The 24802-nt window shown below is 74.4% G+C and carries 24 protein-coding genes and 1 tRNA gene; 8 read left to right on the top strand and 17 right to left on the bottom strand.

Translation table 11 applies throughout. The features are described 5' to 3' along the window. Positions 1-61: 61 nt before the first annotated feature. Entirely contained in the window at positions 62-730 is a 669-nt protein-coding gene (gene pdxH, locus RQM47_RS03050; protein ID WP_311662990.1) for a pyridoxamine 5'-phosphate oxidase, read from the top strand. A 102-nt stretch (positions 731-832) separates the two neighbouring features. Here pdxH and RQM47_RS03045 read toward each other — a convergent pair whose 3' ends face one another. The 5 genes from RQM47_RS03045 to RQM47_RS03025 all read right to left on the bottom strand — a co-directional run bounded on the left by RQM47_RS03045 (position 833) and on the right by RQM47_RS03025 (position 4828). Beyond that, positions 833-1111 carry a hypothetical protein gene (locus tag RQM47_RS03045; protein ID WP_311662991.1) on the bottom strand — a complete coding sequence of 93 codons (279 nt, stop codon included), beginning with the start codon at positions 1109-1111 and terminating at the stop codon, positions 833-835. 152 nt (positions 1112-1263) lie between these two features. Next, positions 1264-2661 carry an inner membrane CreD family protein gene (locus RQM47_RS03040; protein WP_311662992.1) on the bottom strand — a complete coding sequence of 466 codons (1398 nt, stop codon included), beginning with the start codon at positions 2659-2661 and terminating at the stop codon, positions 1264-1266. Positions 2662-2774: 113 nt separating this feature from the next. After that, a complete protein-coding gene (gene uppS, locus RQM47_RS03035; RefSeq protein ID WP_311662993.1) occupies positions 2775-3551 on the bottom strand; it encodes a polyprenyl diphosphate synthase in 777 nt (258 codons plus the stop codon). 289 nt (positions 3552-3840) lie between these two features. Further along, on the bottom strand, positions 3841-4179 hold the full coding sequence (locus RQM47_RS03030; protein ID WP_311662994.1) for a transcriptional regulator: 339 nt from the start codon (positions 4177-4179) through the stop codon (positions 3841-3843). Next, positions 4172-4828 carry a hypothetical protein gene (locus RQM47_RS03025; RefSeq protein WP_311662995.1) on the bottom strand — a complete coding sequence of 219 codons (657 nt, stop codon included), beginning with the start codon at positions 4826-4828 and terminating at the stop codon, positions 4172-4174. The genes RQM47_RS03030 and RQM47_RS03025 overlap by 8 nt, the downstream gene beginning before the upstream one ends. A 331-nt stretch (positions 4829-5159) precedes the next feature. Here RQM47_RS03025 and RQM47_RS03020 point away from each other — a divergent pair, with 331 nt between their 5' ends. Then, complete coding sequence (locus RQM47_RS03020; protein ID WP_311662996.1) at positions 5160-6092, top strand: MBL fold metallo-hydrolase; 933 nt, start codon at positions 5160-5162, stop codon at positions 6090-6092. 182 nt (positions 6093-6274) lie between these two features. Here the strand turns inward: RQM47_RS03020 and RQM47_RS03015 are convergent, their stop codons facing one another. The 6 genes from RQM47_RS03015 to RQM47_RS02990 all read right to left on the bottom strand — a co-directional run bounded on the left by RQM47_RS03015 (position 6275) and on the right by RQM47_RS02990 (position 14727). Then, a complete protein-coding gene (locus RQM47_RS03015; protein ID WP_311662997.1) occupies positions 6275-6568 on the bottom strand; it encodes a hypothetical protein in 294 nt (97 codons plus the stop codon). A gap of 86 nt (positions 6569-6654) precedes the next feature. Further along, positions 6655-8190, bottom strand: coding sequence for a DASH family cryptochrome (locus RQM47_RS03010; RefSeq protein ID WP_314007308.1), 1536 nt, complete (start codon positions 8188-8190; stop codon positions 6655-6657). A 130-nt stretch (positions 8191-8320) separates the two neighbouring features. Continuing rightward, positions 8321-11278, bottom strand: a complete 2958-nt coding sequence (locus RQM47_RS03005; protein ID WP_314007305.1) for a M36 family metallopeptidase — start codon at positions 11276-11278, stop codon at positions 8321-8323. A gap of 80 nt (positions 11279-11358) precedes the next feature. Next, positions 11359-11631, bottom strand: coding sequence for a hypothetical protein (locus RQM47_RS03000; protein ID WP_311663000.1), 273 nt, complete (start codon positions 11629-11631; stop codon positions 11359-11361). A gap of 337 nt (positions 11632-11968) precedes the next feature. Then, positions 11969-14104: an ATP-dependent DNA helicase RecG gene (recG, locus tag RQM47_RS02995; protein ID WP_314007304.1), complete on the bottom strand. Its 2136-nt coding sequence runs from the start codon at positions 14102-14104 to the stop codon at positions 11969-11971. Positions 14105-14277: 173 nt separating this feature from the next. Continuing rightward, positions 14278-14727, bottom strand: coding sequence for a hypothetical protein (locus RQM47_RS02990; protein WP_311663002.1), 450 nt, complete (start codon positions 14725-14727; stop codon positions 14278-14280). 228 nt (positions 14728-14955) lie between these two features. Here RQM47_RS02990 and RQM47_RS02985 point away from each other — a divergent pair, with 228 nt between their 5' ends. Then, complete coding sequence (locus RQM47_RS02985; RefSeq protein ID WP_311663003.1) at positions 14956-15381, top strand: hypothetical protein; 426 nt, start codon at positions 14956-14958, stop codon at positions 15379-15381. Positions 15382-15465: 84 nt separating this feature from the next. Here the strand turns inward: RQM47_RS02985 and RQM47_RS02980 are convergent, their stop codons facing one another. The 3 genes from RQM47_RS02980 to RQM47_RS02970 form a co-directional block, all read right to left on the bottom strand. Then, entirely contained in the window at positions 15466-15756 is a 291-nt protein-coding gene (locus tag RQM47_RS02980) for a helix-turn-helix transcriptional regulator (protein ID WP_311663004.1), read from the bottom strand. Positions 15757-15793: 37 nt separating this feature from the next. Further along, positions 15794-16156, bottom strand: coding sequence for a type II toxin-antitoxin system RelE/ParE family toxin (locus RQM47_RS02975; protein ID WP_311663005.1), 363 nt, complete (start codon positions 16154-16156; stop codon positions 15794-15796). Positions 16157-16363: 207 nt separating this feature from the next. Beyond that, positions 16364-16437, bottom strand: a tRNA-Ile gene (locus RQM47_RS02970). 235 nt (positions 16438-16672) lie between these two features. On the opposite strand from RQM47_RS02970, the gene RQM47_RS02965 reads away from it, so the two are divergent. After that, positions 16673-17158, top strand: coding sequence for an Lrp/AsnC family transcriptional regulator (locus tag RQM47_RS02965; RefSeq protein ID WP_311663006.1), 486 nt, complete (start codon positions 16673-16675; stop codon positions 17156-17158). A gap of 76 nt (positions 17159-17234) precedes the next feature. Further along, complete coding sequence (locus tag RQM47_RS02960) at positions 17235-19406, top strand: glutamine synthetase III (protein ID WP_314007301.1); 2172 nt, start codon at positions 17235-17237, stop codon at positions 19404-19406. A gap of 209 nt (positions 19407-19615) precedes the next feature. Here the strand turns inward: RQM47_RS02960 and RQM47_RS02955 are convergent, their stop codons facing one another. Together RQM47_RS02955 and RQM47_RS02950 are read right to left on the bottom strand one after the other, a co-directional pair. Beyond that, entirely contained in the window at positions 19616-20464 is an 849-nt protein-coding gene (locus RQM47_RS02955; RefSeq protein WP_311663008.1) for a formate/nitrite transporter family protein, read from the bottom strand. Positions 20465-20837: 373 nt separating this feature from the next. Beyond that, a complete protein-coding gene (locus tag RQM47_RS02950; protein ID WP_311663009.1) occupies positions 20838-22286 on the bottom strand; it encodes an L-serine ammonia-lyase in 1449 nt (482 codons plus the stop codon). A 170-nt stretch (positions 22287-22456) separates the two neighbouring features. Between RQM47_RS02950 and RQM47_RS02945 the strand changes: the two genes are divergently transcribed. The 3 genes from RQM47_RS02945 to RQM47_RS02940 all read left to right on the top strand — a co-directional run bounded on the left by RQM47_RS02945 (position 22457) and on the right by RQM47_RS02940 (position 23881). Beyond that, the gene (locus tag RQM47_RS02945) at positions 22457-22675 is read left to right on the top strand and encodes an addiction module protein (RefSeq protein ID WP_311663010.1); all 219 of its coding nucleotides are present in this window, start codon (positions 22457-22459) and stop codon (positions 22673-22675) included. 86 nt (positions 22676-22761) lie between these two features. Then, positions 22762-22971, top strand: coding sequence for a type II toxin-antitoxin system RelE/ParE family toxin (locus RQM47_RS17400; RefSeq protein WP_409945953.1), 210 nt, complete (start codon positions 22762-22764; stop codon positions 22969-22971). A gap of 214 nt (positions 22972-23185) precedes the next feature. Continuing rightward, positions 23186-23881 (top strand): CPBP family intramembrane glutamic endopeptidase, encoded by a 696-nt coding sequence (locus RQM47_RS02940; RefSeq protein WP_314007298.1) that lies wholly within the window; start codon positions 23186-23188, stop codon positions 23879-23881. Positions 23882-24004: 123 nt separating this feature from the next. Here the strand turns inward: RQM47_RS02940 and RQM47_RS02935 are convergent, their stop codons facing one another. Next, a complete protein-coding gene (locus tag RQM47_RS02935) occupies positions 24005-24712 on the bottom strand; it encodes a lycopene cyclase domain-containing protein (protein WP_311663054.1) in 708 nt (235 codons plus the stop codon). Between the last annotated feature and the right edge of the window lie 90 nt (positions 24713-24802).

The raw sequence follows: 24802 nt of genomic DNA, 5'->3' as shown, positions 1-24802 counted from the left end.
AACGGGCGGGCCGGCGTGTCCTACGCGAACCCCCACCCCGCCCTTTGGGTCCGCCCGTTCCATGTCCGCCTCCACCCCGCCCGATCACGTCGCCGGCCTCCGCGAGAGCTACGAGCGCGGCGCGCTCGACGCCGCCGACCTCCCCGCCACCCCGCTCGCGCTCTTCGAGCGGTGGTTCGCCGACGCCCAGGCCGCCGACGTCCCCGAGCCCAACGCGATGACGCTGGCGACCGTCGGCGCGGACGGCGCGCCCTCGGCCCGAGTCGTGCTCCTGAAGGGCGTCGACGAGCGCGGGTTCGCGTTCTACACCAACTATGAGAGCCGGAAGGGCCGCGAGCTGGACGCCTCGGGCCGCGCCGCGCTCGTGTTCTGGTGGCCGGCGCTCGAGCGGCAGGTCCGCGTCGAGGGCCGCGTCGAGCGCGTGGCCGACGACGAGGTCGAGGCCTACTACGCGAGCCGCCCGCGCGGGAGCCGCCTCGGCGCCTGGGCGAGCCCGCAGAGCCGGGTCATCCCCGACCGCTCCGTCCTCGACCAGCGCCTCGCCGACGCCCAGGCCGCGCACCCCGACGACCCTCCCCGCCCGCCGTTCTGGGGCGGCTACCGCGTGGTCCCCGAGGCCGTCGAGTTCTGGCAGGGCCGCCCGAGCCGGCTCCACGACCGCCACGTCTACCGCCGCGAGCCCGGCTCCACGGGCGGGGCGGGGTGGCGCACCGAGCGGCTGGCGCCGTGAGGCCGGTGGGTCCGTAGGATCAGTCGATCAGTGAGGCAGGAGCGCCCTCCCCGCCCCCGCCTCGGCAGGAAGGCCCCGCCCCGCCCCTCAGACGCCGCGGACCTACGGATCCGCCGTGGACTCACCGCCCTCGCGGTTGGCTGCGCCGTCCGCTTCACGGTTGTCCGCCACGCCGCGGACGTTCGTGACCAGCAGGAACACCTGGAGCGCGACGAGCGCCCAGGCCGCGGCGCTCCAGCCCCACGCGACCCAGAGCGCGTTCGAGACCAGGAACAGGCCGAACCCCCACAGCCGCTTGTGCCGGTCGTCGGCGGCCACCAGCCACCCCGCCACGACGGTGACGGCGAACGCGGGCCACTGCAACAGGTCGAGCCAGTCCATCGGGCGGGGTGGGGGGAGGCCGGCCTAAACCGGCCGCCCCGCCCGCTGATCCTCCCCGAGCGGCCGGGCAGGGCGAGTCCGGGCGTTCCCGATGCCCGGGCGAGGCAGAGCCGCCCGCCCCGCCCGCAGAGCGAGGGCGGGGCGGCCGAGCCCTACGCGGGCTCCGGCGCGGGGCGGACGCGGCGGGCCGCCCCGCCCGGGCCGGCGCTGGCTACGCCGTCTCCTGCGGAGGTCTCGGGCTTCGCGAGGACGGCCTCCCAGTCCAGCCGGCCCGTCGCCTGCATCGTCACGAAGAGGGTGGCGACCGACAGCAGCGTGATGGCGAGCCCGGTGAAGCCCTCCAGGAAAAACGTGGCCGCGAACGCGACGAGGTACACGGCCTGCGCCCCGCCCACCTCGACGAGCGCGAACCGGAGGCCCGCCACCAGCCGCACGTACGACACCACGAGCGCGAGGCTCACGGCCGACGCCACGACCATGGCCGCGCCGACCGAGACCACGTCCACGAGGTAGGCCAGCAGGAGGTGGAACGCGAAGCACGCCGCGCCCAGAAAAAAGTAGTGCATCGGGTGGAGCCGGACGCCGCGGAGCAGCGAGAGCACGAACACGGCGAAAAAGAACAGGAACAGGCTCACCGGCGCGAAGAACGTCACGCGGCTCACCCACGGCCCCGGGTTGAGCCGCTGCGGGAGCGCCACGCCCAGGTCGGCCGAGGCCACGAGCGTCCCGTAGTCCCACACGAGCCGCCACCCGCCGCCGTCGCGGGCCTTCGCGGTCGGCGCGAGCGTGCCGGCGGGGAAGTCGATGCCGTCGGCGTCGGTCGTCACCACGAGGCGGACGTCGCGGGCCGTCGCCACCCCGCCCGCGGCGGCCGGGCGGGGCGGGGCGGGCTCGCCGTAGCGGTCGGTCTCGTTCGACACGACCGCCCCGCCCGAGCTCAACGCGTAGCGCCACGTCTCGACGCCCTGCGACCCGTACCGGACGCGAAACACGGCGCTCTCGCCGGGCTCCAGCTCGACCTCGTGCCCGAGCGCCCCGCCCGCCGCGTCCACCTCGACCGCCCCGCCGTCCACGTCGAGGGCGAGGTCAGTGACGACGGGCGAGCGGTCGGGGAGCGGGAACGCGAACGCGAACCGCCCCGCCTCGTCGCCGTCGTTCTGGACCCGGTACGAGCCGTCAAAGCGGACGGCGTAGGTCGGCACCCACAGCAGGCCGCGCTGGCGCTGCTCCAGGTCGAGGTCCGCCGTCACGTCGCTGGACTGGAGCGGGGCGGCCGTCCGCACGGTCCGCGTGACGCGTTCGGTCACGGTCCGCGTCGAGCCGTCGGGCTCGCCGGTCGGCTCGGTCCGCGTCTCCACCCCGGTCACGTCGTCGAGGCGCGCGAACGAGGGCGCGCGCTGGACCTGCGGGCCGCCCCACATCTCGCCCACGTCGCTCCGCACCGCGGAGTCGGACGCCTGCGTGCGGTGGACGACGGTGCTGCCCAAAAACACCCAGGCGAGGGAGCAGCAGAGGAAGATGAAGGCGATGGCGAGGAGTCGTTTGATCATGGTCGGGGAGGGATGGAGGGGTGCGGGATGGGGGGATGAGCAGAGGGTCCGTGACACCGCGGGGGCGCTGGCCGCCCCGCCCGTACAGGGCCAGAGGGCGGGGCGGGGTGGCGTCAGGCGGCGAGGCCGCCGAAGCGGCGGTCGCGGCCCGCGAAGTCGGCGAGCGCGGCGCGGAGCGTGGCGGCCGTCACGTCGGGCCAGAGCGCGTCGAGGAACAGGAGCTCGGCGTAGGCGCTCTCCCACAAGAGGAAGTCGCTCAGCCGCCGCTCGCCGCCCGTCCGCACGAGGAGGTCGACGGGCGGGGCGGGCGCGCCGTCCGGGTGGAGCGCCGCCGCGAGCGCGGCCTCGAACCGCCGGCCGGCGTCGGGAACCGCCCCGCCCTCGGCTTTGGCGACCGCCCCGCCCTCGGCGCCGGGCGGGGCGGCGAGCGCGTGCGCCGCGCGGCAGATGGCCTCGCGCGCCGAGTAGTCGACGGCGACGCGCAGCAGGAGGCGCCGCCCCGCCCGCGTCTCCCACTCCGCCCGGCACGCCGCCGCGCGGAGCGCGCCCGGCAGCCGGTCCCGCCGCCCGACGAGCTGCAGGCGGACGCCCGCGCGCTTCAGCCGCGGCGCCTCGGCACGGAGGTGGGCCGAGAGCAGCGCCATCAGCGACGAGACCTCGGGGGCGGGGCGGCGCCAGTTGTCCGACGAAAAAGCGTAGACCGTCAGCACGCCGACGCCCAGGCCGGGCGCGGCCTCGACCACGCGGCGGAGCGCCTCGGCGCCCGCGCGGTGGCCGGCGGCCCGCGGGCGCCCGCGGCGCTCGGCCCAGCGGCCGTTCCCGTCCATCACGCACGCGACGTGGAGGCCGGGCGGGGTGGCGGTACTTTGTGTTTCAAAGTGAGCAGGCATAGCAAGCAAGGGGATGTGGGCACTGTAGCGGCGTTGCACGCAACGCCGGGGCGGGAGCAGCGGGGTGAGAGCGGGAGGCGGGGCCGTCTGCCGAGGCGGGTCCGCCCGTCTCTCTCGTCCAGAGGAACGCATGGATGCTCGGGCCACAGCGCCTCGGCCCACGTCCACCCTGCTCTCGCCGCAGCGGCGGGGCGGGGCGGGGCGCTCGCGGTAGGCGCGGGTGGGTTGGTGCGGAGGTCGGCAGGTGTCACGCTTTGGATTGCAAAGTAGAGGGGCAAGAAAAAAAGCGTCACGACGGCCGCGCGGCCTGGATGACCGCCTCCATCTGGTCGAGGTAGTCCGTCAGCGCCCGCCGCCCCGCGGTCGTCAGCGAGAACTCGGTGAGCGGGGCGCCGGCCGTCGTCTTGGAGACGGCGACGTAGCCGGCCTCCTCCAGCTTCCGCGCGTGGACCGAGAGGTTGCCGTCCGTAAGGTCGAGCCCCGTTTTCAGGTCAGTGAACGAGGTCGCGCCGCCGGCCGCGAGCGCGCTCAGGATCCCCAGCCGCACGCGCTGGTGCACGAGCGGGTCGAGGTCGGGGACCGCCGGGGCGGGGCGGGCCGCGCGGCGGGAGAGGGACCGTTTAGCCACCGTGGTTCCGGGCGATGAGGACGCCGAAGACGACGTGGAGCCCGCCGAACCCGGCCGCCATGAACGCGTCGCCCCAGGCGGGCGGGGCCAGGAGCGCGAGCGCGCCGAGCAGCATGAACAGCGACCCCATGAGCGGGACGGGCCGGATCGAGAACGCGCCGGCCGCGAGCACGCCGGCCCCGTAGGTCAGGAGCCACACTCCGGGGAGCAGGTGGCGGCTGACCGTCGCGAGCGGGGCCTCCCGCGCGTACGTCCCCGGGGCGAGGTCGTACCCGTAGACCGCCAGCGTGAGCGCGACGCCGACGAGGAGGGCGGGGAGGAGGCCGAGCAGGAACTTCCGGCCCTGCCCGCTGAGGAGCGCCGCCCCGCCCCGCCGCGCCTTCAGCACGGTGGCCCAGGCGCCGATGAGGAGGCCGACGAGCGCCTCGGCCGTCCACACCGTCAGCCAGTCGGCGACGGTCGGCTGCCGCGCGGCGACGGCGGCGGCCACGAAGGCGGTTGCGCCCATCGCCACGCCGCCCCAGCCGGGGACGGCCGTGAAGGTCCCGGTCCGCTCCATCGTCTCGCGGATAAACCGGAGGTGCGAGGCCGCCGACGCCTCGGGGGCGACGGCCGGCTCGCGGCGGCGGAGGGCGGGGCGGTCGGTCATGGCGGCGGGCTTTGAAACCCAAAGTAGAGCGTCCGCTTTGCGTTGTCAAGCGGGCGGGGCGGCGGGATAGGCGCCCGCCCCGCCCGTGCCGGACCGCCCCGCCCGCGCCCGAGGCGCCGCTGCCGTGTCCGTCGAGGGCGGGGCGGCCAGCGTCCCCGAGGGCATTTCTGTGGCCGGCGGTCTCGCCCTGCCCGTGGTGCCCGAGCCGGTCGCCCCGCCCACCGTGCGAGGGCGGGGCGTCTGCCTTCCGCCCCGCCCCAGGCGCGGTTCGGGGGAGCGGCCGGAACGGGCGGGCGGGGCGGCCGGTTGGCCTGGCCCCTCCGCGCCCGCCATGCCTGACCGCCTCCTCCCCGTCGCCGACAGCCTCGTCTCGCTCCGCACCGGGATCGTCAACGTCCTGTTCGTCGGCCCGCCCGGCGCGGGCGACCGCGGGTGGGTGCTCGTCGACACCGGCCTTCCGGGCTCGGCCGACGCGATCCGCGAGGCGGCGGCGCGGCGGTTCGGGGCCAGCGCACGGCCGTCGGGGATCGTCCTCACGCACGGCCACTTCGACCACGTGGGCGCCGTGGAGGCGCTGGCCGAGGCGTGGGACGCGCCGGTCTACGCGCACCCGCTCGAGCTCCCGTACCTCACTGGCCGCTCGGCCTACCCGCCCCCCGACCCGACCGTCGGCGGCGGCGCGCTCGCGGCGCTCTCGTTCCTCTACCCCAAGCGGCCGATCGACCTGGGCGACCGCGCGCGGGCACTGCCCGAGGGCGGGGCGGTGCCGGACATGCCCGGGTGGCGGTGGATCTGGACCCCGGGCCACGCGCCGGGCCACGTCTCGCTCTGGCGCGAGGCCGACCGGACGCTCGTGGCCGGCGACGCGTTCGTGACCACGAAGCAGGAGTCGCTGATCTCCGTCGCGTTGCAGCGGCCGACGGTCCAGGGGCCGCCGGCGTACTTCACGCCGGACTGGACGGCCGCGCGGCACTCGGTGAGGGAGCTGGCGGCGCTGGAGCCCGAAGCGGCCGGGACCGGCCACGGCCCGCCGCTCCGTGGCGCCGAACTCCGGCGCGGTCTGGCCCGCCTCGCGGCCGAGTTCGAGCGCCGGGCCGTCCCCGCGCACGGCCGCTACGTCGGCTCGCCGGCGGTGACGGACGCGGGCGGCGTCGTGTCGGTGCCGCCGCCGGACCCCCGCGAGCGGATCGCGGTCGGCGTCGTGGCCGCGAGCGCGGGGTCCGTCGCGCTCCGCGCCCTCGCGCGGCGGGCGCTCCGGCGGTAGGCCGCCCCGCCCGGCGGCGTGGAGTCAGCCGCCCCGCCCACGGTCCGCCGCCCCGCCCACGGTCCGCCGCCCCGCCCGGGGCGGGAGACGAGGAAGAGAGGAGGGCGCGTCTGCTCCGCTCTCAGCCAGCGGCGCGGGCTCTCCCGCCCCGCCCTCGTCGGGCGGGGCGGGAGCGGGGCGGTCTACTCGTCCTCCTCGACGATCCGGCGCAAGAGCGGGTCCTGCACGTCGAGGCCGCCGTCGCCGGCCGTCTCGTCGAGCTCCTCCTCGATCTGCTCAATGAGCGCCTCGGCCTCGGTCTCCGTGGCCCGCTCCAGCACCACGAGCGAGGCGAACCCGTCGGTCGCCCCGCCCCCGCCCATCGGCGTGGCCTGCGCCACGCGCCACCCCGCCCGGAGGTGCTCGTCGAGGCGGTCGAGCGAGGCGGTCGGGGCGCCGGTCGGGCCGGCGATGACGACGAGGGCTTTCTGAGGCATGGGCGGGGCGGTGGGGCGTCCCGTGAGAGTCGCCGCCCCGCCCGCCGGTTCCACCCGCGACCGAGCGGGGCGGCGGGCGGGGCGGTTCAGCGTCGGCCGCGGCGCGTGCCCCGGCGGCCCTTCGCCCCGCCCCGCCCGGACCCCGGCCGCTGGCCGGCCTGGGCGTCGGCGTGGAGCCGGCCCGTGACGCGGTCGTAGTCGACGATCGGGGCGGGGTAGTCGTGCCCCAGGCGGACGCCGTACCGCTCCTGCTCGGGCTCCGTCATCCGGTACGGCTCGCGGGCCTTGGCCGGCGGGAGGCCAGCGAGCTCCGGGAGCCAGTGCGTGATGAACGCGCTCTCGGGGTCGTACTTCTTCGCCTGGAGCTCGACGTCGAAGTAGCGGTCGCGCGGGTCGCTCCCGACGCCGGCCACGTAGGCCCAGTTGCCCCAGTTGCTCGTCGGGTCGTAGTCCACGAGCAGGCTCTCGAAGTAGGCCGCGCCGGCGCGCCAGTCGAGGCCGAGGTGCTTGGCGAAAAAGCTCGCCGCGTTCTGGCGGCCCCGGTTCGACATGAACCCCGTCGCGTTCAGCTCGCGCATCGACGCGTCGACGAGCGGGAGCCCGGTCCGGCCGTCGCACCACACCTGGTAGTGGGCGCGGTCGAGCCGCGTCGAGACGCCGCGCTCGCCCTTCGGGCCGGACGGCCAGAACAGGCGGTCGCCGTGCTTGGCGCCGTAGACGCGGAAAAAGTCCCGCCACAGCAGCTCGAACGTGAGCCAGTAGGTGCTCTTGTTCTTCTCGCGCGTCGCCTCGTAGCGCGCGACCTCGGCCTGCACGCGGCGCGGGCTGAGGCACCCGTTCGAGAGCCACGGCGAGAGCTTCGACGAGTCGTTCGGGTCGAGCATCCCGTTCCGCGTCTCCTCGTACGTGCGCAGCCGGTCGAGCCCCCACACGTAGTCGTCCAGCCGGGCCAGCCCTTCGGTCTCGCCGCCGCGGACGGCGAACCCACGCCGCGTGTCGGGCTCGCGCGGCTCCAGGCCGAGCGCGGCGACGGAGTCTGGGATCTCGCCCGGCTCGACGCCGTCGGGCGGGGCGGGGAGGGCGTCCGGCGCGGGCACGGGCGCCGGGTACCGCTCGCGCGCCGGGGCCTTCTCGACCGCCTTGCGGAACGGCGAGAACACGTCGGGCGCCTCGGCGACCGGGAACGGCAGCGTGTCCAGGTCGACCAGCGTGTGCCCCCACCGCCCCTCGCGGACGTCCACCCCGCCCGGCATCGCGTCGCGGACGGCCGCCTCGACGTCGGCCTCCTCCTGCATCGGCTCGTCGTGGAGGTGGAGCGTGGCCGCCCCACTCTGGGCCGCGAGGGCGGGGAGGACGTCTTCGGGCCGCCCGAGGCGGACGACGAGGTCGCCGCCCCGCCCGCGCATCGACCGGCGGAGGTCGCGGAGCGCGTCGAGCACGAACTGCGCCCGGTACGCCCCGGTCTTGGGGACGCCCAGCGCCGTCGGCTCGTAGTGCCGCGGGTCGAGGCAGTAGACGGCGAGCAGCCGGCCGCCCGGCCCGGCGGCCGCGGCGGCGTCTCGTAAGGCGGCGTGGTCGTCGAGGCGGAGGTCGGACCTCAGCCAGAGGAGGGCGGTGGGCATGGGGCGGGCTCGGGGCGGGGCGTCTGTGAACCGCCCCGCCCCGCCCTCGCGGTCCGCGCCCGGCCGATCTCAGGACTCGCCCCGGGTGGAACGGCCGGGCGGGGCGGGTGGAATGCTTCGGGCGGGGCGGCTAGCGGACGACCGTGAGCGTCCGCGACTCCCCGAACGCCTCGCCCTCGACGCGGAGCACGTAGACGCCCGACGCCAACCCGCCCACGTCGACCGCGAACGACCGGCGCGTGTCGGCGTCGAGCTGCGCCGCGAACGCCCGGAGGCGCCGGCCCAGCCGGTCGTACAGGGCCACCTCGACCCGCTGCGTCGCGGGCACCGCCAGCGTGAACCGGGCCTCCGTCCGGGCCGGGTTCGGGCCGACCGCCGAGAGGTCGTGCGTCCCCTCGACGCCGCCGTCGGTCGCCACGCGGACGGACAGGCGGAGCCGCGTGGCTGCGTCGACCTCGACGGGGACCGTCGCCGTGAGGCGGCCCGTGTCGAGCGGGGAGGGCCGGAGCGTGACGCGGAGCACGACCTCGCCGCCGGCCGGGAGCACGCCGGCCACGGGCTCGACCGTCACCCACGGCGGGAGCTCCTCAATGACGACGGCGAACTGGTCGTCGGTCTCGCGCGCGCTCCGCAGCACCACCTCGACCGTCTCCGACGCGCCCGGGCGGACCGTCGCCACGGCGGCCGTCTGCGACAGCGCGACGGCGCCCGCCCCGCTCGGCGTCACGAACCCGGCCCGGCCGTCGTTCGGGTTCTCCGGCGAGCCCTGGCGGGCGTCGAGGCCCAGGCCGCGCCGGGCGAAGGCGTTCCAGAGAAGGTCGGCGTGGGCGCCGCCGTAGAGCGCCTCGTCGGCGGCCAGGATGGCGTCGCGGCCGTCGACGAAACCGGGCGTGCAGGGCGTGAGCTTGAGCCCGGTCGTGACCAGGTTGAGGGCCACCTGGTTGCCCGCCCCGCCCGAGGCGTCGGCGATGTCCTCGCTGAACCCGAGCGTGTCGATGAGGTCCCACGTCATCTCCCACAGCGCCGAGGCCCACACGAACCCGACGCCGTGGGGGACCGAGAGGCCGCGGGCGCCGGCCGGCTCGAACGCGGCGCCCGAGACCACGTCGGCGTATGTGTAGTCGTTGACGGCAAAGTCGGTCGAGTACGGGGCGGGGCGGAGGCCCGGGCCGTCGGGGACCTCGAACCGGAGGTAGGTCCCGACCCCGCGCGGCTGGCGGCCCGTGTCGCCGGACCGCTGCGTGAGCATGAGCGCGTAGAAGTCGCTCCACCCCTCGCCCATCTGCTCGCCCGGGCGCGAGGCGGCCGGGTCGTCCGGGTCCGTGGCCCCGTTCGAGAGGCACCCCACGTCGGACGGCCCGCCGACGAGCCGGTTCGAGATGCCGTGGGCGTACTCGTGGACCACGACGCCGGCGTCGAAGCTGCTCAGCCGGTCGGCGAGCTGGGCCACGTCGACCGCGACCGGCGCGGGGCTGCCGGCCAGCGCCAGCCCGGTGCTCCGCCCCACGAACACGCTCGGAACGACGACGCCGTCGCCGGTGCCGCTCATCACGATGAGGACGTCGCCCCCGCCGTCGGCGCCCGTCCGGTTGTAGACCACGACGCCGACGGCGCCGGCGGCCTGCGCCTCCAGCACCTTTTCGACGAACGTGCATCCGCCCCGCTCGACGAGCGCCACGCGGCCGGTCAGGTCTCCCGTGACCTGGCCGGGGCACCCGCTCGTCTCCCCGCCCGGCCCGCGCGTCGGGACGAGCGGGCCGGAAAATCCGACCGGCGGCCCGAACCCGGCGGCGAGCGACGGGAACGGTCCGGCGAGCGCGGCCGGCGCGGTCACCCGGAGCTGGGCGCCGCCCCGCCACTCGAACATCTGCATCCGCGGCGGCCGCCCCTCGGGCGGGGTGCCGAAGTTGGCGTTGTTCGACCCCGACCCGTCGCGGGCCTCGGCCCGGACGGCGTCGTCGCCCTGCCCGGCCCCGGTCACGTTCGTGACCTGGAAGTTGCCCGCGGCCTCGTCGAACCCGTAGCGGTAGGCCACGTCGTGGGCCACGTTGTTCCAGTAGAACAGGTTCGTCACGGCGGCCGGCCCGTTCTGCCGGACCGGGGCGTCGGGACTGAACGGGAAGTCGAACGTGAGCGACGGCCCGCCGTCCGGCGCTGACCCGGGATCGGGCGCGTCGTCGTCATCGGCGTCGAGGTAGGCGTAAACGTTGTTGCCGCGCGTGACGGTGTAGGTCTGATCCCCGTCGTCGTGCCACCCGAGCGGGGAGGCCGCCGGGTCGGCGGGGTCGGCGACGAGCGCGAACCCGTCCGTGTCCGGGCTCTCGAACGGGAACGGGACCACGCGGTAGGCGCCGGCCCGGGCCGCCCCGCCCCGCCCGGCGTCGAGGAACACGGGCGGGGCGGAGGCCGCGGGCGGGGCGGGTGTGGGCGCCGCCGGCCACGCGTCGTGGACGACGAGGTCGTCGTCGGCGAGCACGGCGCCCGTGAGCGCGTCGACGCGGACGCGCCGGAGCACGGCCGCCCCGCCCACCCCGCGCACGACGACCTCCCACGCGAGGCGGAGCGCGCCGTCGGCCGCCTCGTGGTAGCCCAGCCGCGGCTCGCCGGCCTCGACGGCGCGGGTCCGGGCCGCCGCCTCGGCCGCCGCTCGGGCGTCAACGGCCGGGTCGTCGGTGAGGGCAGGCGGCCCGGGCGGGGCGGACCGGGCCAGCGCCCGCCGCGCGACGCCCTCGGCGACGGCGACGGCGGCCGCCCCGCTCAGCGCTGGCGTCGACGGCCCCGCCCGCTCGGCGAGGTCGCGCTCGAACGGGGGCGGGGCGGAGTGCGTGCGCCCGCCGCGCGACACGGCCGCCGTCGCCGCCGTCCCGAACACCTCGACGCCGGCGTGGCGCTGGACGAGCGTCACGAACGTGAGCCCGGTCCGAGCGTCCTCGTGCACGTGCGTCGGGTGGAGGTCGGCCAGGTCGTCGGTCGCGGCCCGCGCTCCGGCCTCCCGAAAGTGGCCACGCGCGGCGGCGACGGCCGGCGACTCCTGCGCGAGCGCGAGGGCCGGCCCGAGGACGAGGGCGGCGAGGAGGACGAGGCGCACGGCGGCAGGGGCAGGCGGGCCTTACGATACGTTTACAGGCGGCGTATGCGTGTGGAAGCGCGCTCCTTCCGGGTCCCCTCCTACAGCCCCGCGGGCCGGCGGCAGTACGCCCGCACGCCGCGCTCGACGTGAAGGGCGTAGAGGTAGAGCACGTCGTCGCGGAGCGGCGACGGGAGCGCGTCGGGCCGCCCGAGCACGTCGCGGACGTAGGGCTCGCCCACGCGGAGCGCCCGCGAGGTCGCCGCGACCGCCCCGCCCGTGACGCGGGCGTGCCCCGCCGGGTCGCGGTGCTCGATGACGGCGAGCGTGTCGAGCGCGGCGCGGACGGTGCGGCGGGGGGCGGGGAGCGTCATGGCCTGGAGGGCGGGGTGTGCCGCCGGCCGTGCCAACCGCCCCGCCCGCCTCGCGCCGCGTCGCTTTCGGCGGGCGGGGCGGGACGGGAACGTGACGCGGGGGCGGACCAAAGGGGGCGAGCGCTTCCCGTCTCGCCTTCCACGTCGCGACGTGGAGTGCCATTCAGCGCCTCGATTGCAAGGTGGCGGCTCCCGCTTGTAGTGGGTGCAACGCAGCAGAGCCCGGCACCGAGCCCCCCACCCCGCCCCCACCAGACGAGCGGACCCGGCGGGCGGGGCGGCGTACGGGCTGCCGGACGGGTACGGCCACCCCGCCCCCACGGCGCGGGCGGGGCGGTCAGCCCACGCGCGCGAACCCGAGGCTCTTCGGGGCCGTCCGCCCAAAGTGCTCGCGCGTCGCCTCCAGGCCCGGCGCGTCGAGGGCGGGCGTCGCCTCGGCGATCGCGAAGGCCGCCGCGCGCGCCTCGGTTAGGATCTCGGCGTCCTTCACCACGTCGGCGATCTTGAGGTCGGGGAGGCCCGACTGGCGCGTCCCGAAAAAGTCGCCGGCGCCGCGCAGGCGGAGGTCTGTTTCGGAGATCTCGAACCCGTCCGTCGTCGCCTCCATCGCTTCGAGCCGCTCGGTCGACTCCGCCGAGCGCTTGTACGACGCCATGAGGAAGCAGTACGACTGGTCGCCGCCCCGCCCGACGCGGCCGCGGAGCTGGTGGAGCTGGGCGAGCCCGAACCGCTCGGCGTGCTCGATGACCATGACGGTCGCGTTGGGCACGTCGACGCCCACCTCGATGACCGTCGTGGCGACGAGGACGTCGGCCTCCCCGCCCTTGAAGCGGTCCATCGCCTCCTCCTTCTCGTAGGACAGCATCCGGCCGTGGACGAGCTCGACGCGGTACGGGCGGAGCGCCTCCGACAGCTCGGCCGCTCCGTTCTCGGCGTCCTTCACGTCGGCCAGCGTCTCGGACTCGGACTCCTCGACGAGCGGGTAGACCACGTACGCTTGGCGGCCCTCGCGGAGCTGGCGCTTGACGAAGTCGAGCATCTCCTCGCGCCGCTTTTCGCTGTACACCTTGGTCTCGATGGGCTTCCGCCCCGCCGGCATCTCGTCGATCGCGGACACGTCGAGGTCGCCGTAGACGGTCATGGCCAGCGAGCGCGGGATGGGCGTCGCCGTCATCATGAGGACGTGCGGGCGCTGGCCCTTTTTGAACATCTTCGCCCGCTGGACGACCCCGAAGCGGTGCTGCTCGTCGACGACGGCGAGTCCGAGGTTCTGGAACTCCACCTTGTCCTCGATGATCGCGTGCGTGCCGACGACGGCGTGGGCCTCGCCGGACGCGATCTCGGCCAGGATCTCGTCGCGGAGCGCCTTGCGCTGGCCGCCGATGAGGAGCCGCGTCTCCAGCCCGAGCGGCTCCAGAAAGCTGCGGACGTTGGCGTAGTGCTGCTCGGTGAGGATTTCGGTCGGCGCCATGAACGCCGCCTGGTGGCCGGCGTCGACGGCCATGAGCATGGCGGCCACGCCGACGACCGTCTTGCCGCTCCCCACGTCGCCCTGGACGAGCCGGTTCATCTGGTGCCCGCTTGCCGTGTCGGCCGCGACCGTCTCCAGCACGCGCCGCTGGGCGCCCGTGAGCTCGAACGGGAGCACCTCGTCGAGGAATCGCTGCGTGTAGCCGCCCACCCCGCCCAGGCGCACGCCGGCCTGCTTCTCCTGGCGGCCCTTGGTGAGCGCGAGCAGGAGCTGGAGGAAAAAGAACTCCTCGAACTTGAGCCGCCGCACGGCCCGCCCGCGCTCGGCCACGTCGCGCGGGAAGTGGACGGCGCGGAGCGCCACGTTGCCGTCGATGAGGTCGTGCTGCGCGCGGACCGACTCGGGCAGCACCTCGGGGATCGCGAGCCCGTGCTCCTTGATCATCCGGTAGATCAGGCGCCGGAAGCCGCGGCTGTTCAGGCCCACTTTTTCGAGCGCCGCCCCGCCCGGGTAGAGCGGGACGATGCGGCCGGTCTGGAGCGCGGCCGTCGCGTCGTCGAGCCGGTCGGTGTCCGGGTGGGCCATCGAGAAGGAGGACCCGTACTTGTCGGCCTTCCCGTGGAAGGCGTAGGTCTCGCCCTTCTGGTAGAGCCGCTGGAGGTAATTGGCCCCGCGGAACCAGACGCACTTGAGCGTGCCGCCCGAGTCGTCCGTCACGCGGAGCTCCAGCCGGCTCCGGCCGCCCCGCCCGGGGATCATGCCCTTGGCCGCCACCTCGCCGACGACCGTGTACTCGCCGGGCTCGGCGATCTGGCGGATCGGCGTGACCGTCGTGCGGTCGAGGTAGCGGCGCGGGTAGTACCGCAGGAGGTCGCGGTAGGTCTTGACGCCGGCCTTGCGGAGCGGCTCGGCCCGGCGCTCGCCGACGCCGGGGAACTGCTCGATGTGGGTGTCGAGGACGGAGGCGGGCGGGGCGGAGATCGGGGCGGGCGCGGCGCTCACAGGACCGGAGGGGGCGGGGCGGAGCCCGCAAGCTAGGGGCGCGCGCTGACGCCGGGCCTGTCACGGGGGCCGCCCCGCCCCCGCCGCCCCGCCCGGCCGCCCACACCCTAAACGGACGGCGGGCCGGGAGCCCGCGCCCCCGGCCCGCCGTGGACCGTCTGCTCGGCGGGCCGCTACATGCCCATCAGCATGGTGCCGGCCTGCGAGAGGGCCTGACCGAGCTGCTCAAGGCTCACGTCGCCGTCGGCCGCGGCCGACGTCTGCTCGCCGAGCGTGGACAGGGTCTGACCGATGGCCAAGCCGTCCAGCACCGGGTCCTGGAGCTGGGAGCGGAGCGTTTGGAGGTTGGCGACGATCGGGGCCGCCGACGGCACGCCGTCGAGCCGAGCGATCCACCCGTCGATGTTCGAGACGGCGGTGGCCGGCGCGAGGTTGGTGAGGCCGCCCGCGCTCTGGGCAGCGTCGAGCGTGCCCTCGGCCGTCACGGCGCCGGCCGGGTCGGCCGGCATCGGGGCGGTATCGGCTGGCATGGCGCCGGCGTCGGGCTCCGTCATGACGTCGGTCTCGGCCGGCGCGCAGGCGGCGACGGCGAGAGCGAGGGCGAAAAGGGGGAGGCGAGACATGGGGGAGGGGGAAGGAGGCGCTCCCGCTGGCCGCCCGGTAAGGGCAGGTGAGAGCGCACGAGTCGGGCGTGAGCCACGGGCGCATGACCGTTCAGTTCCCCGCTTGTTCCTACGGACTTTGTCGCCCGGCCTCTCAGGAACGGCCCCGCCCCGCCTCGGCCACACCCGTGGGCGGGGTGGGAGCCTGAGGGGCCGGCGCACGTTCCTGTCCCTCGCCCCGCCCCCACCGTGCGCTCGAACCGCCCGCCCCGCCCCACGCCCGACGACGTCCGCGTCGCCGTCGACCGAGCGCTCGCGCGGGCGTCGCTGAGTGGCGTCGACGCGTGGGAGTCGCCGCGCGACATGGCGGTGCAGCTCGCGCTCCGCGAGGGGCTCTCGGCCGAGGAGGCACTCGGCCGGTGCGGCGTCGACGTGCCGCCGCCGACGCGGTCGCCGGTCGCGTTCGGACGCGTCCCCTACGGGTCGCCGTTCCGCCTGGGCGGCGTCCGCTACCGGAAGGTGACGGCCAAGGCCGCGCGGCGCCTGGCCACGGGCGCGCCCAACGCCGAGCCCCTCGACGGCGGCGAGGCCGTGTGGCTGGCGCCCGACCGCCCCGTCGAGCACGTCCCCGTTACGACCGTGCCGGCGGGCGGGGCGGACGAGCGGGGCGACTGAGCGCGGGCGGGGCGGCCGAGCGGGGCGGGGCGGCCCCGGCGCCGACGACGAACGCCGTGTGTGGGGGGCGCGGTCATCTGCCGTTCACGCCGCAGCAGGGCGGCCCGTGTCGACACGGACCTCGACGCCGGCTCGGTGACACAGCTTGATGAGGAGGTCGGCCGTGAACTTCGAGAGCCGGCCGTTCGTGATCTCGGAGACGCGCGGCTGGCTCACGCCGAGGGCGGCGGCGGCCTCGCTCTGCGTGTCGAACTCGGCGGTGTAAGACGCGAGCGCCGAGAGGAGCCGGGACTTGACCGCGAGGAGAGAGGCCTCCTCGTCGTCGAAGCCGAGGTCAGCGAATACGTTGCCGGAGGACGGGGTGGGGCCGGTCATGTCAGGTTCGGGCTGGTGGCCTGGGGTCAAGCGGGGCTCAGTCGAGGCCCTCAGCCCGCCGCCACTCGACGATCTCGCGGTACCGGGCGGCGGCGTGGTCCTTCTGGTGCTGGGGGAGGTCGACTCCCCTCGTCGCCTTCTTGTGGACTACGTAGAAGCAGTACACGGCCTCGCGAAAGCGGGCGACGTAGAACGTCCGGTAGGTTTCGCCGTCGTGGTTCGTGCGAATGGCGTAGACGCCCCGCCCCACGCTCGGCATCGGCTTCGCGCTCCCGGACTTCCCACCCCGCTCGGCCTCGTCGAGCGCAAAGCCGACATCCTGCTTGACCTCAGAGGGGCAAGCTCGGAGGACGTCTCGGGCGTCGGCCCAGAACTCGAGCTTTTTCCGAGGGGAGGCCATCAGACGGGGGCGGAACGGCTCGGATACGTAATTACGCATAAGCCGTTCCACCTCCTTCTCGTTAATGTGTCTCACGCGCGTCGGCCTTGATCCGTCTCACGTCTCAGCCGGGCATTTCTGCTGAGACGCCTCCGGCGGCGGGGCGAGGCAGGGCGGCTAAGCTTGGGCGGGGTGCGGGCTCCACGCTCGACCTCCCCGCCCCCATCGTGGGCCCGGCAGGACTTGAACCTGCAACCGTCCGGTTATGAGCCGGCTGCACTAACCGATTGTGCTACGAGCCCGCGCCGCAAGCTAGCGCCGGCCGCCCCGCCCGGACTCCACCCCGCCCGCGGCGGCCGAGCGGGGCGGGGCGGGCGAGCCCCACGCGCCGGGCGGAGCGGGCGCAGGCACCGCCCCGCCCCGATTCAAAACACAGAGGTTCGCGGTGACTCCTGCGTTACTTCTTGAGGCAGTGCGCCCCGAAAGCCTGCGGCACGAGTAGGTTCGCCGTCGCATTGGCTTTCCCACCCCGCCCGCATGGAGAAGATCGACGACATCGACGCCCAGATCCTCCACCTCCTCCAGGTCGACGGCCGCGCCAAGCGGACCGACATCGCCGAGGCCGTCGGCCTCTCCATCCCGTCCGTCTCGGACAGGATGCGGAAGCTGACCGAGCGCGGCGTCCTCGTCGGGACGCACGCCGCGCTCGACGCGAAGCGGCTGGGCTACGACGTGGCCGCCTTCGTCTTTATCCAGTCGACCGGCAGCGAGCACTACGCCGCGTTCGTCGAGGGCGTCACGGCGATGGGCGAGGTCCAGGAGCTCCACTCCGTCACCGGCGACGGCTCCCACGTGCTCAAGGTCCGCGTCCGCAACACGACCGCGCTCGAGCGGCTGCTCGCCCGCATCCAGGCGCTCCCCGGCGTCCGCGGCACGCGGACGAGCCTGGTCCTCTCGACCCACAAGGAGAGCACCTACCTCCCCGCCGAGCCGATGGCGCTCGTGCCCACGCGCGACGAGTAGCGGGCGGGGTGGCCAGACCGCCCCGCCCCGCCCGTCGCCCCCCACGCCCCGCCCGCTTTCCACGCCCACCCCGCCCATGACCCCGACCCTCCCCCCCCCGAACGGCGCCCTGCGCGTGCCCGCCCGCAACGTGCTCCGCGACGTCGAGAAGGCGTTCGGGCAGAACACGTTCGGGCTGGCCGAGATGAAGTCGCGCCTGCCCAAGTCCGTCTACAAGCGGCTGACCGCCACCGTCGAGCGGGGCGAGCCGTTCGACGAGACCGTCGCCGACGCCGTGGCCCTCGCCATGAAGGAGTGGGCCGTCGAGCGCGGGGCCACGCACTACACGCACTGGTTCCAGCCACTCACCGGGCGGACCGCCGAAAAGCACGACAGCTTTATCACGCCGAACGCCGGGGGCGGGGCGGTCATCGAGTTCTCGGGCAAGAGCCTCGTCCAGGGCGAGCCCGACGCGTCCAGCTTCCCCGGCGGCGGCCTCCGCGCCACATTCGAGGCCCGCGGCTACACGGCCTACGACCCGACCAGCCCGGCCTTCCTCGTCGAGCACAACGGGAGCGCCACGCTCTGCATCCCGACGGCGTTCGCGTCGTGGACCGGCGAGGCCCTCGACCACAAGATCCCGCTCCTGCGAAGCCTGGAGGCCCTCAACCGGCAGGCCACGCGCGCGCTCGCGCTCCTCGGCGAGGACGTCGGCCGCGTGACGGCGACGTGCGGGTCGGAGCAGGAGTACTTCCTCGTCGACGGCGCCCTGTTCGAGGACCGCCCCGACCTCCTCGTCGCCGGGCGCACGCTCGTCGGCGCCGCCCCGCCCCGCGGGCAGGAGTTCGACGACCACTACTTCGGGTCGATCCCCGAGCGCGTCATGGCCTACATGAACGCGGTCGAGGCCGAGCTCTACGCGCTCGGCGTGCCCGTCGCCACGCGACACAACGAGGTGGCCCCGGGCCAGTACGAGTTCGCGCCCGTCTTCGAGGACGCCAACGTGGCCGCCGACCACCAGCAGGTCATGATGATGACGCTGCAGCGCGTGGCCAAGCGCTACGGGCTCGCGTGCCTGCTCCACGAGAAGCCGTTCGCCGGCGTCAACGGGTCGGGCAAGCACGTGAACTGGTCGATGTCGACCGACACGGGCCTCAACCTGCTCGACCCCGGCGACACCCCGCACTCGAACCTCCTGTTCCTGTTTTTCTGCACGGCCGTCGTCCAGGCGGTCCACCTGCACCAGGACCTCCTGCGGGCCTCGATCGCGACGGCGGCCAACGACCACCGGCTGGGCGCCAACGAGGCGCCGCCGGCCATCCTCTCGATCTTCCTCGGCGACCAGCTCTCGGACGTCTACGAGCAGATCACGACCGAGGGCAAGGCGACGGCGTCGAAGTCGTCGGGCTTCCTCGGGCTGGGATCGCCGGTCCTCCCGACGCTCCCGCGCCACGCCGGCGACCGCAACCGGACCTCGCCGTTCGCCTTCACGGGCAACAAGTTCGAGTTCCGGGCCGTGGGCTCGTCGCAGAGCGTGAGCTTCCCGCTCACGGTCCTCAACACGATCGCGGCCGAGGCCATCGACGACCTGGCGACGAAGCTGGAGGGCAAGCTGGGCAAGAAGCGGTCGAAGAAGGCGGTCGAGGAGGCCGTCCAGGAGGTCATCACTGAGTCCATCCGCGAGCACACGGCGATCGTGTTCAACGGCGACGGCTACTCGGACGCCTGGCACCGCGAGGCTGTCGAGGAGCGCGGGCTCCTCAACCTGGCGACGACGCCCGAGGCGCTCGCCACGCTCACCGACGACAAGAACGTGGCCGCCTTCGAGCGCTACGACGTGCTCACGCGCGCCGAGCTCGAGAGCCGCCGGGACATCCTCCTCGAGCAGTACGCGCTCACGCTCAACGTCGAGGCGGCCACGACTGAGTCGATGGCGAAGACGCTCGTGCTCCCGGCCGCGCTCCGCTACCTCATGGAGATCGGCGAGGCCGCCGAGGCCGTCGAGGACCTGGGCCTGGACCCGTCGGGTGCCAAGGAGACGGCGGGCGGGGTGGTCGAGCACGTCAACGCGCTCCGCACGGCGCTCGGAGCGCTCGCTGCGGCCCGCGCCGCCGCCCACGAGGCCGACGACGAGGCGGCGGCGATGACGTCCGAGGTGGTCCCGGCGATGGCCACGGTCCGCGCGGCGTGCGACGCGCTGGAAAAGGAGGTGCCGGCCGACCTCTGGCCGCTCCCGACCTACCGCGACCTGCTGTTCACGGGGAAGTAGGGGCGGGGGGACTAGCGACTGGGGAATGAGGGGCATCCCGCCCCGCCCCGCCCTGGCCCCCCGTTTCCGCAAGCGGCACCGCCCCGCCCGAGACGCTTGGGCGGGGCGGTGGTGCGAACGGCCTGCGCCCCGCCCCGCCCGCAGCGAAGGAGCGGGCGGGGCGGTCGCGTTCTGCCAGTCCCCGATCCCAAGTCCCCAGTCCCTCCGCTTCAGTCCTCGCCGTCGGCCGCGGCCTGGGCGTAGTTGAGGACCGCCACGAGCCCCACCCCGCCCACGATGTTGCCCGCGAGGGCGGGGACGAGGAACGCCGGAATGGCTCCCCACCCGGCCTCGCCGGCGAGCACGGCGTAGACGGCTTCGGAGGTCCCGGTGATCGAGTGGGCAAAGCCGCCCAGACCGATCGCGTAGGCCACGACGACGATGAGGACGACCCGCGAGCGCTCGGCCGACGGAAGCATCCACACCAGGAGCGCCAGGAGCCACCCGGCGTAGATGCCGCCGCCGAACGTGGTCCCCGGGCCAGTCTCGACGACGTGGCGGCCGACGCGGGCGAACTCGGCCATCTGGGCGTCGGTGAACACGCCGCTGTCGATCCACAGGAGGTACGCGAACACGGCCGCCCCGACGAGGTTGGCCCCGAGCACGATGCCCCACAGGCGGAGCATGCCGCCAAAGGCCGCCCACGTCTTCTGCCGCAGGACGGAGACGACCGGCGTCAGCGTGTTCTCGGTAAACAGCTGCTGCCGCCCGATGATGACGACGAGGAACCCGAGGGCGTAGCCGAGCGACGTGACGAGCGGGGTCCAGGAGGCCTCGGGGAGCGCGGCGCCCAGGAGCGACCGCCCGACGAACGAGAACCCGATCGAGAGGCCGGCGGCGAGGCCGGACCAGAACAGGGCGCCCGACGACCGCGACAGCTCGTCGCGCGCCTCGCGCAGGACGGCCTCGTAGAGGATCGTGGCGGGCGGGGAGGCCCGCCGGTCGGCCTCGGAGACATCGTGGTCGTCGAGGTCGAGGCCGGAGAGCGGAGCGCGGTCGCGGGCGGGGAGGTCGGGCATGGACCGGCCAACGGACGCCGGCGCGGGGCGATCCCCCGAGATGGAGGCCGGCCGCCCCGCCCGGATTCTCCTGAGCAGGGCGGCTCGGGCGGGGCGGCCGGTTCGGGGTGCTCGGGCGGGGCAGGAAGCCGGCGCCACCCCGCCCCCGCGTTCTGCCCTTGCCTCGTCCCTCGTCCCGCGAGCGCAGCGAGCCCCCTCAGAAACTGTTTGGTGGAGGTTCCCCCTCCCCACCGGGGGAGGGCCGGACCCAAAGGGCGTGGAGGGGGATGAGTGTCAAGGCGGCCGTCGAGGGCGGGGCGGCCACTCCACATCCCCCCTCCCGACCTCCCCCCGCTGGGGGGAGGAGAGTCAAAGTTGGCTACCAAACAGTCTCTCAGCACTCCGTAAAGCGGACCGACACGTTCGTCGCCAGGCCGCCCTGGCTCGTCTCCTTGTAGCGGTCCGACATGTCCTCGGCCGTCTGCCGGAGCGTGCGGATGACGGCGTCGAGCGAGACGCGGGCGTCCTCGGGCGTCCCGGCGAGCGCGAGGTGCGCCGCGTTGATGGCCTTGACGGCGCCCATCGTGTTCCGCTCGATGCACGGGATCTGGACGAGCCCGCCAATCGGGTCGCACGTCATGCCCAGGTGGTGCTCCATGGCGATCTCGGCGGCCTGGAACGCCTGTTCGGGCGTCCCGCCCTCGGCCTCGCACAGCGCGGCGGCGGCCATCGAGCTGGAGACGCCGACCTCGGCCTGGCACCCGCCCATCGCCGCCGAGATCGTAGCCCCCTTCTTGAAGAACGTCCCCACCTCGCCGGCCACGAGCAGGAAGTCGACGATCTGGTCGTCGGTCACCTCCTCGTCCGAAAAGCAGACGTGGTACATCAGCACGGCCGGGATGACGCCGGCGGCCCCGTTCGTCGGCGCCGTGACGACGCGGCCCAGGTTCGCGTTCTCCTCGTTGACGGCGAGTGCGAACGCGCTCACGAGCTGGAGCACCTGGGGGAACCGGAACGTCTGTGCGCGGATGGCCGCGATCCACTCGCGCGAGGTCTCGGCCTCGTGGGCGTCGCCGAGCAGGCGCCGCGCGAGCGGGGCGGCCCGCCGCGCCACGCCCAGCCCGCCCGGGAGCACGCCGTCGGTGTGGCACCCGCGGAAGACGCCCTCGCGCATCACGTCCCACAGCGCGAGCACGCGCGCGCGGACCTCGGCCGGCGTCCGCCACGCCTCCTCGTTCCGCTGGACCACGTCGGCGATCCGGCACGCCCCGCTCCGGCAGTGCGCGAGCAGCTCGGCCGGCACCTGGGCGGGGTGGGGCAGCCGCACGAGGCCGGCCGCCTGGCGCTCGGCCTCGCCCTCGGCGACCACGAACCCGCCGCCGACCGAGTAGTACGTCGACGCCCGCTCGCCCGCCCCGCTCCCCGCGGGGTCCGCCCCGCCCCCGACGGCCACGCACGTCATGCCGTTGGCGTGGCCCGGCAGCCGCTCCGACGGGTGGTAGAGGATGTCCGCGGCCGGGTCGAACGCGACGGCCGCCCCGCCCAGCACGACGCGCTTGTCGCGGGCGAGCGCGGCGACGTACGCCGGGATCCGGTCGACGGCGATCGTCACCGGGTCGTGCCCGAGGAGCGCGAGGGCGATCGCCTGGTCGGTGCAGTGGCCGCGCCCGGTGAGCGCGAGCGACCCGTAGAGGTGGACCTGCACGCGCTCCACTCCGCCCAGGAGGCCGGCGTCGTCGAGCTCGCCCAGCCACCGCTGGACGGCCCGCCACGGGCCGAGCGTGTGCGAGCTGGACGGCCCGACGCCGATCTTGAGCATGTCGAACACGCTGAGGGCTTCCACGAGGAGGGGGCGGGGTGGTGGGACGGGAAAGGTCGCTACGGGCGGGGCGGCGGTGTCCCTGGTCGGGACCTGGGGCGGGGCGGCGACCGATGCCTGGCCGTGCGACACGGAGCAGCCAGAGAGTTCGTTCTACAGCACCGTACTTTGCGTTGACGCAGACCCGCTGAGCTATGAGCCTCCAAGAGATCGAGTCGCAGGCCCTCCTCCTCCCGCCGGGCGAGCGCGCGCTTCTCGCGCAGCATCTCATCTCGAGCTTAGACGAAGAAGACGAGATCGAGCGTGTGTGGGCCGACGAGGCGGCACGGCGCTGGGATGCCCTCGTGTCGGGAGAGGTTAAAGGCATCCCCGTCGCTGACGCGCTCGCCGACGCCCGTCACGCCGTCTCGTGACAGACGTCCAGCTTCATCCCGACGCCCGAGCGGAGTTGCTCGCAGCAGCAACTTATTACGAAGAGCGGTCGGACGGCCTTTGAGGGCTGTTCATCGACGAAGCTCAGCGGGTCTTCAGCCTCATCGCGGAGTCGCCCGATCTCGGCTCTCCGGTGCCGAGGAGCAACCCGTACCGCCGGTGGTCGCTCCGCCGGTTCCCGCACCACGTGATTTACCGGACAGACGGGGGCACGCTGTTCGTACTCGCCGTTGCGCACGACCGTCGCCGTCCTGGCTATTGGTCAAAGCGGTCGTAGGCGGGGCGGCGGCGCCCCGTCCGCGGTCGATGTGCGGGGCGGGGTGGTTCCGCGCTGAGGGCAGCCACCCTCTGTACACGAGCTGGTGGCCGCTGGCGCTCTGGTTTTTCCAGAGCGGGGCGGCGGCTAACTTTCTGTTTATGCAACACGTAAGCCTCGGTGTCCTCGCCACCCTTTGGAGAACCTAGTCGAGTCCGCGCTCCCCGCCCTCTTCGTGCTCCCGGTCCTCGCTGTCGCTCTGGCGGCGTCAGGGTCGAGGCGCACCGGATCGGCCGCATTGCTGTTCCTCCTCCTCCTCACGCTCGACGGCTTCCTCGTTAGCGCGCCCGTCGTCTACGATGTCGCCCAGGTCCCGGGGGCCAACTGGAACTGGACGGGGAAAGCGCTCAGCCTCGCCTGGGCGCTCGCGTTCATCGGGTTTGGTCCGCTCTCCCGGCGTGATGTTGGCCTCACTGTTCGCCAGCGTCCCAACTCCCTCCGCCCTGCTGTCCTCGTCACAGTCGGGCTCGTCCTGCTCGGGGTCACCATCGGCGCCGTGTTCGGTGGGGGAGGTCCGCTCCGTGTCGAGACGTTGGCGTATCAGCTCACGATGCCGGGATTAGCCGAAGAGCTTGCGTTCCGCGGCGTGTTTCTTGCCCTCCTGCACCGGGCTATACCAGCAGAAGCGGGGGCTGCTGTTTCCTGGTGGCCGGCGGTGGTCACGACGCTTGCGTTCGCCTTCACGCACAGCCCGAGTCTTGAGGGCGGCCGAATCGCATTCGCGTTCCTCCCGTTCCTCCTACCCCTGGTGGCTGGGGCTGCGTTCGCGTGGCTCCGGGAAAAGACAGGAAGCCTCCTCTGGCCAACAATCGCTCATAACGGGCTCAACGCGGCTATTTTCGTCAGCGGGTCGGTAGCGGGAGCGGCGTGATCCGCTAGGAGCTGGCCGCGATCCCGTCCGGACGGGGCGGGCGCTTGAGCGGGGCGGGCTCGCCCCCCGAAGACAACCCACCGCCCCGCCCTCACAGAGCCGCCACCCCGCCCCCGGCCGCCGTCACGTAGCGACGCGGCGCGCCCCCTCCGGCCGCTCCAGCATCACCAGCCCCTGCGCCACCAGCAGCGTCGTGACGACGAAGAACAGGGCCTCCTCGACCGGGAGGCCCGCGATCTCCCACCCGGTCCGCGTGGCGTCGGTGATGTCCCAGATGCCCTGGCCGATGGCGAAGCGGTCGGCGACCCAGAGGTAGAGCGAGAGCGGGACGACGGTCACGGCCACGAGCCGGCGCCGTGCCCAGACGAGCTCGCCCCCGACCGCCCACATCAGCGCGAGCACCGGGCACGCCCAGGCCAGGATGAGCCCGAGGTAGAGCCAGTGCCCGCCGGCCACGAGCGCCGCGGCGCCGGCCGCCGAGAGCGCCCCGAACACGGCCACGCCCAGCCACCGCGCGCCCCGCTCAGCCGGCGGCGGCACGGGCCACCGCGCCTGGAACAGCCGGAGCCACAGCCCCGCCAGGACCGTCTGGATCACGAAGAACGCGTACTCCTCGACCGGCACCCAGCCGATCGTCGCGAGCACGCGCCCCGGCGGGTACGTCCACACCTCGTGGGCGACGAGGTAGTTGTCCCACGGCGTCGTGTAGACGAACGCGATGCCGACGAGGAGGGCCAGCGGCCCCCACCGCGCCCGCGTCCGCCCCTGGAGGAGCGCGAGGACCACGAGCGGGGGAACGGTAAAGGCGAGGTGGAACTCGAGGTACGTCAGCGGAGCGCGGGGCGGGGCGGGGCAGGACGGCGAGCCCGGAGGGCGGGGCGGTCACGACCGGCGCCCGCCCGCGTTCCCGCCCTCTGGGTC

This window comes from Rubrivirga sp. S365 (genome assembly GCF_032248475.1).
GTDB classification, from domain to species: domain Bacteria; phylum Bacteroidota; class Rhodothermia; order Rhodothermales; family Rubricoccaceae; genus Rubrivirga; species Rubrivirga litoralis.
This window is presented reverse-complemented; position numbering and strand designations above follow the sequence as displayed.

Excerpts from the sequence above, each read along its gene's own strand:
- RQM47_RS02945 (WP_311663010.1), top strand. The coding sequence starts at position 22,457 with ATGAGCCTCCAAGAGATCGAGTCGCAGGCCCTCCTCCTCCCGCCGGGC.
- RQM47_RS02990 (WP_311663002.1), bottom strand. The coding sequence starts at position 14,727 with ATGTCTCGCCTCCCCCTTTTCGCCCTCGCTCTCGCCGTCGCCGCCTGC.
- RQM47_RS02975 (WP_311663005.1), bottom strand. The coding sequence starts at position 16,156 with ATGGCCTCCCCTCGGAAAAAGCTCGAGTTCTGGGCCGACGCCCGAGAC.
- RQM47_RS03015 (WP_311662997.1), bottom strand. The coding sequence starts at position 6,568 with ATGCCTCAGAAAGCCCTCGTCGTCATCGCCGGCCCGACCGGCGCCCCG.
- RQM47_RS02980 (WP_311663004.1), bottom strand. The coding sequence starts at position 15,756 with ATGACCGGCCCCACCCCGTCCTCCGGCAACGTATTCGCTGACCTCGGC.
- RQM47_RS03045 (WP_311662991.1), bottom strand. The coding sequence starts at position 1,111 with ATGGACTGGCTCGACCTGTTGCAGTGGCCCGCGTTCGCCGTCACCGTC.
- RQM47_RS03010 (WP_314007308.1), bottom strand. The coding sequence starts at position 8,190 with ATGCCCACCGCCCTCCTCTGGCTGAGGTCCGACCTCCGCCTCGACGAC.
- RQM47_RS03040 (WP_311662992.1), bottom strand. The coding sequence starts at position 2,661 with ATGATCAAACGACTCCTCGCCATCGCCTTCATCTTCCTCTGCTGCTCC.
- RQM47_RS03025 (WP_311662995.1), bottom strand. The coding sequence starts at position 4,828 with ATGACCGACCGCCCCGCCCTCCGCCGCCGCGAGCCGGCCGTCGCCCCC.
- pdxH (WP_311662990.1), top strand. The coding sequence starts at position 62 with ATGTCCGCCTCCACCCCGCCCGATCACGTCGCCGGCCTCCGCGAGAGC.
- RQM47_RS03020 (WP_311662996.1), top strand. The coding sequence starts at position 5,160 with ATGCCTGACCGCCTCCTCCCCGTCGCCGACAGCCTCGTCTCGCTCCGC.
- RQM47_RS02955 (WP_311663008.1), bottom strand. The coding sequence starts at position 20,464 with ATGCCCGACCTCCCCGCCCGCGACCGCGCTCCGCTCTCCGGCCTCGAC.
- RQM47_RS02960 (WP_314007301.1), top strand. The coding sequence starts at position 17,235 with ATGACCCCGACCCTCCCCCCCCCGAACGGCGCCCTGCGCGTGCCCGCC.
- uppS (WP_311662993.1), bottom strand. The coding sequence starts at position 3,551 with ATGCCTGCTCACTTTGAAACACAAAGTACCGCCACCCCGCCCGGCCTC.
- RQM47_RS02965 (WP_311663006.1), top strand. The coding sequence starts at position 16,673 with ATGGAGAAGATCGACGACATCGACGCCCAGATCCTCCACCTCCTCCAG.
- RQM47_RS03000 (WP_311663000.1), bottom strand. The coding sequence starts at position 11,631 with ATGACGCTCCCCGCCCCCCGCCGCACCGTCCGCGCCGCGCTCGACACG.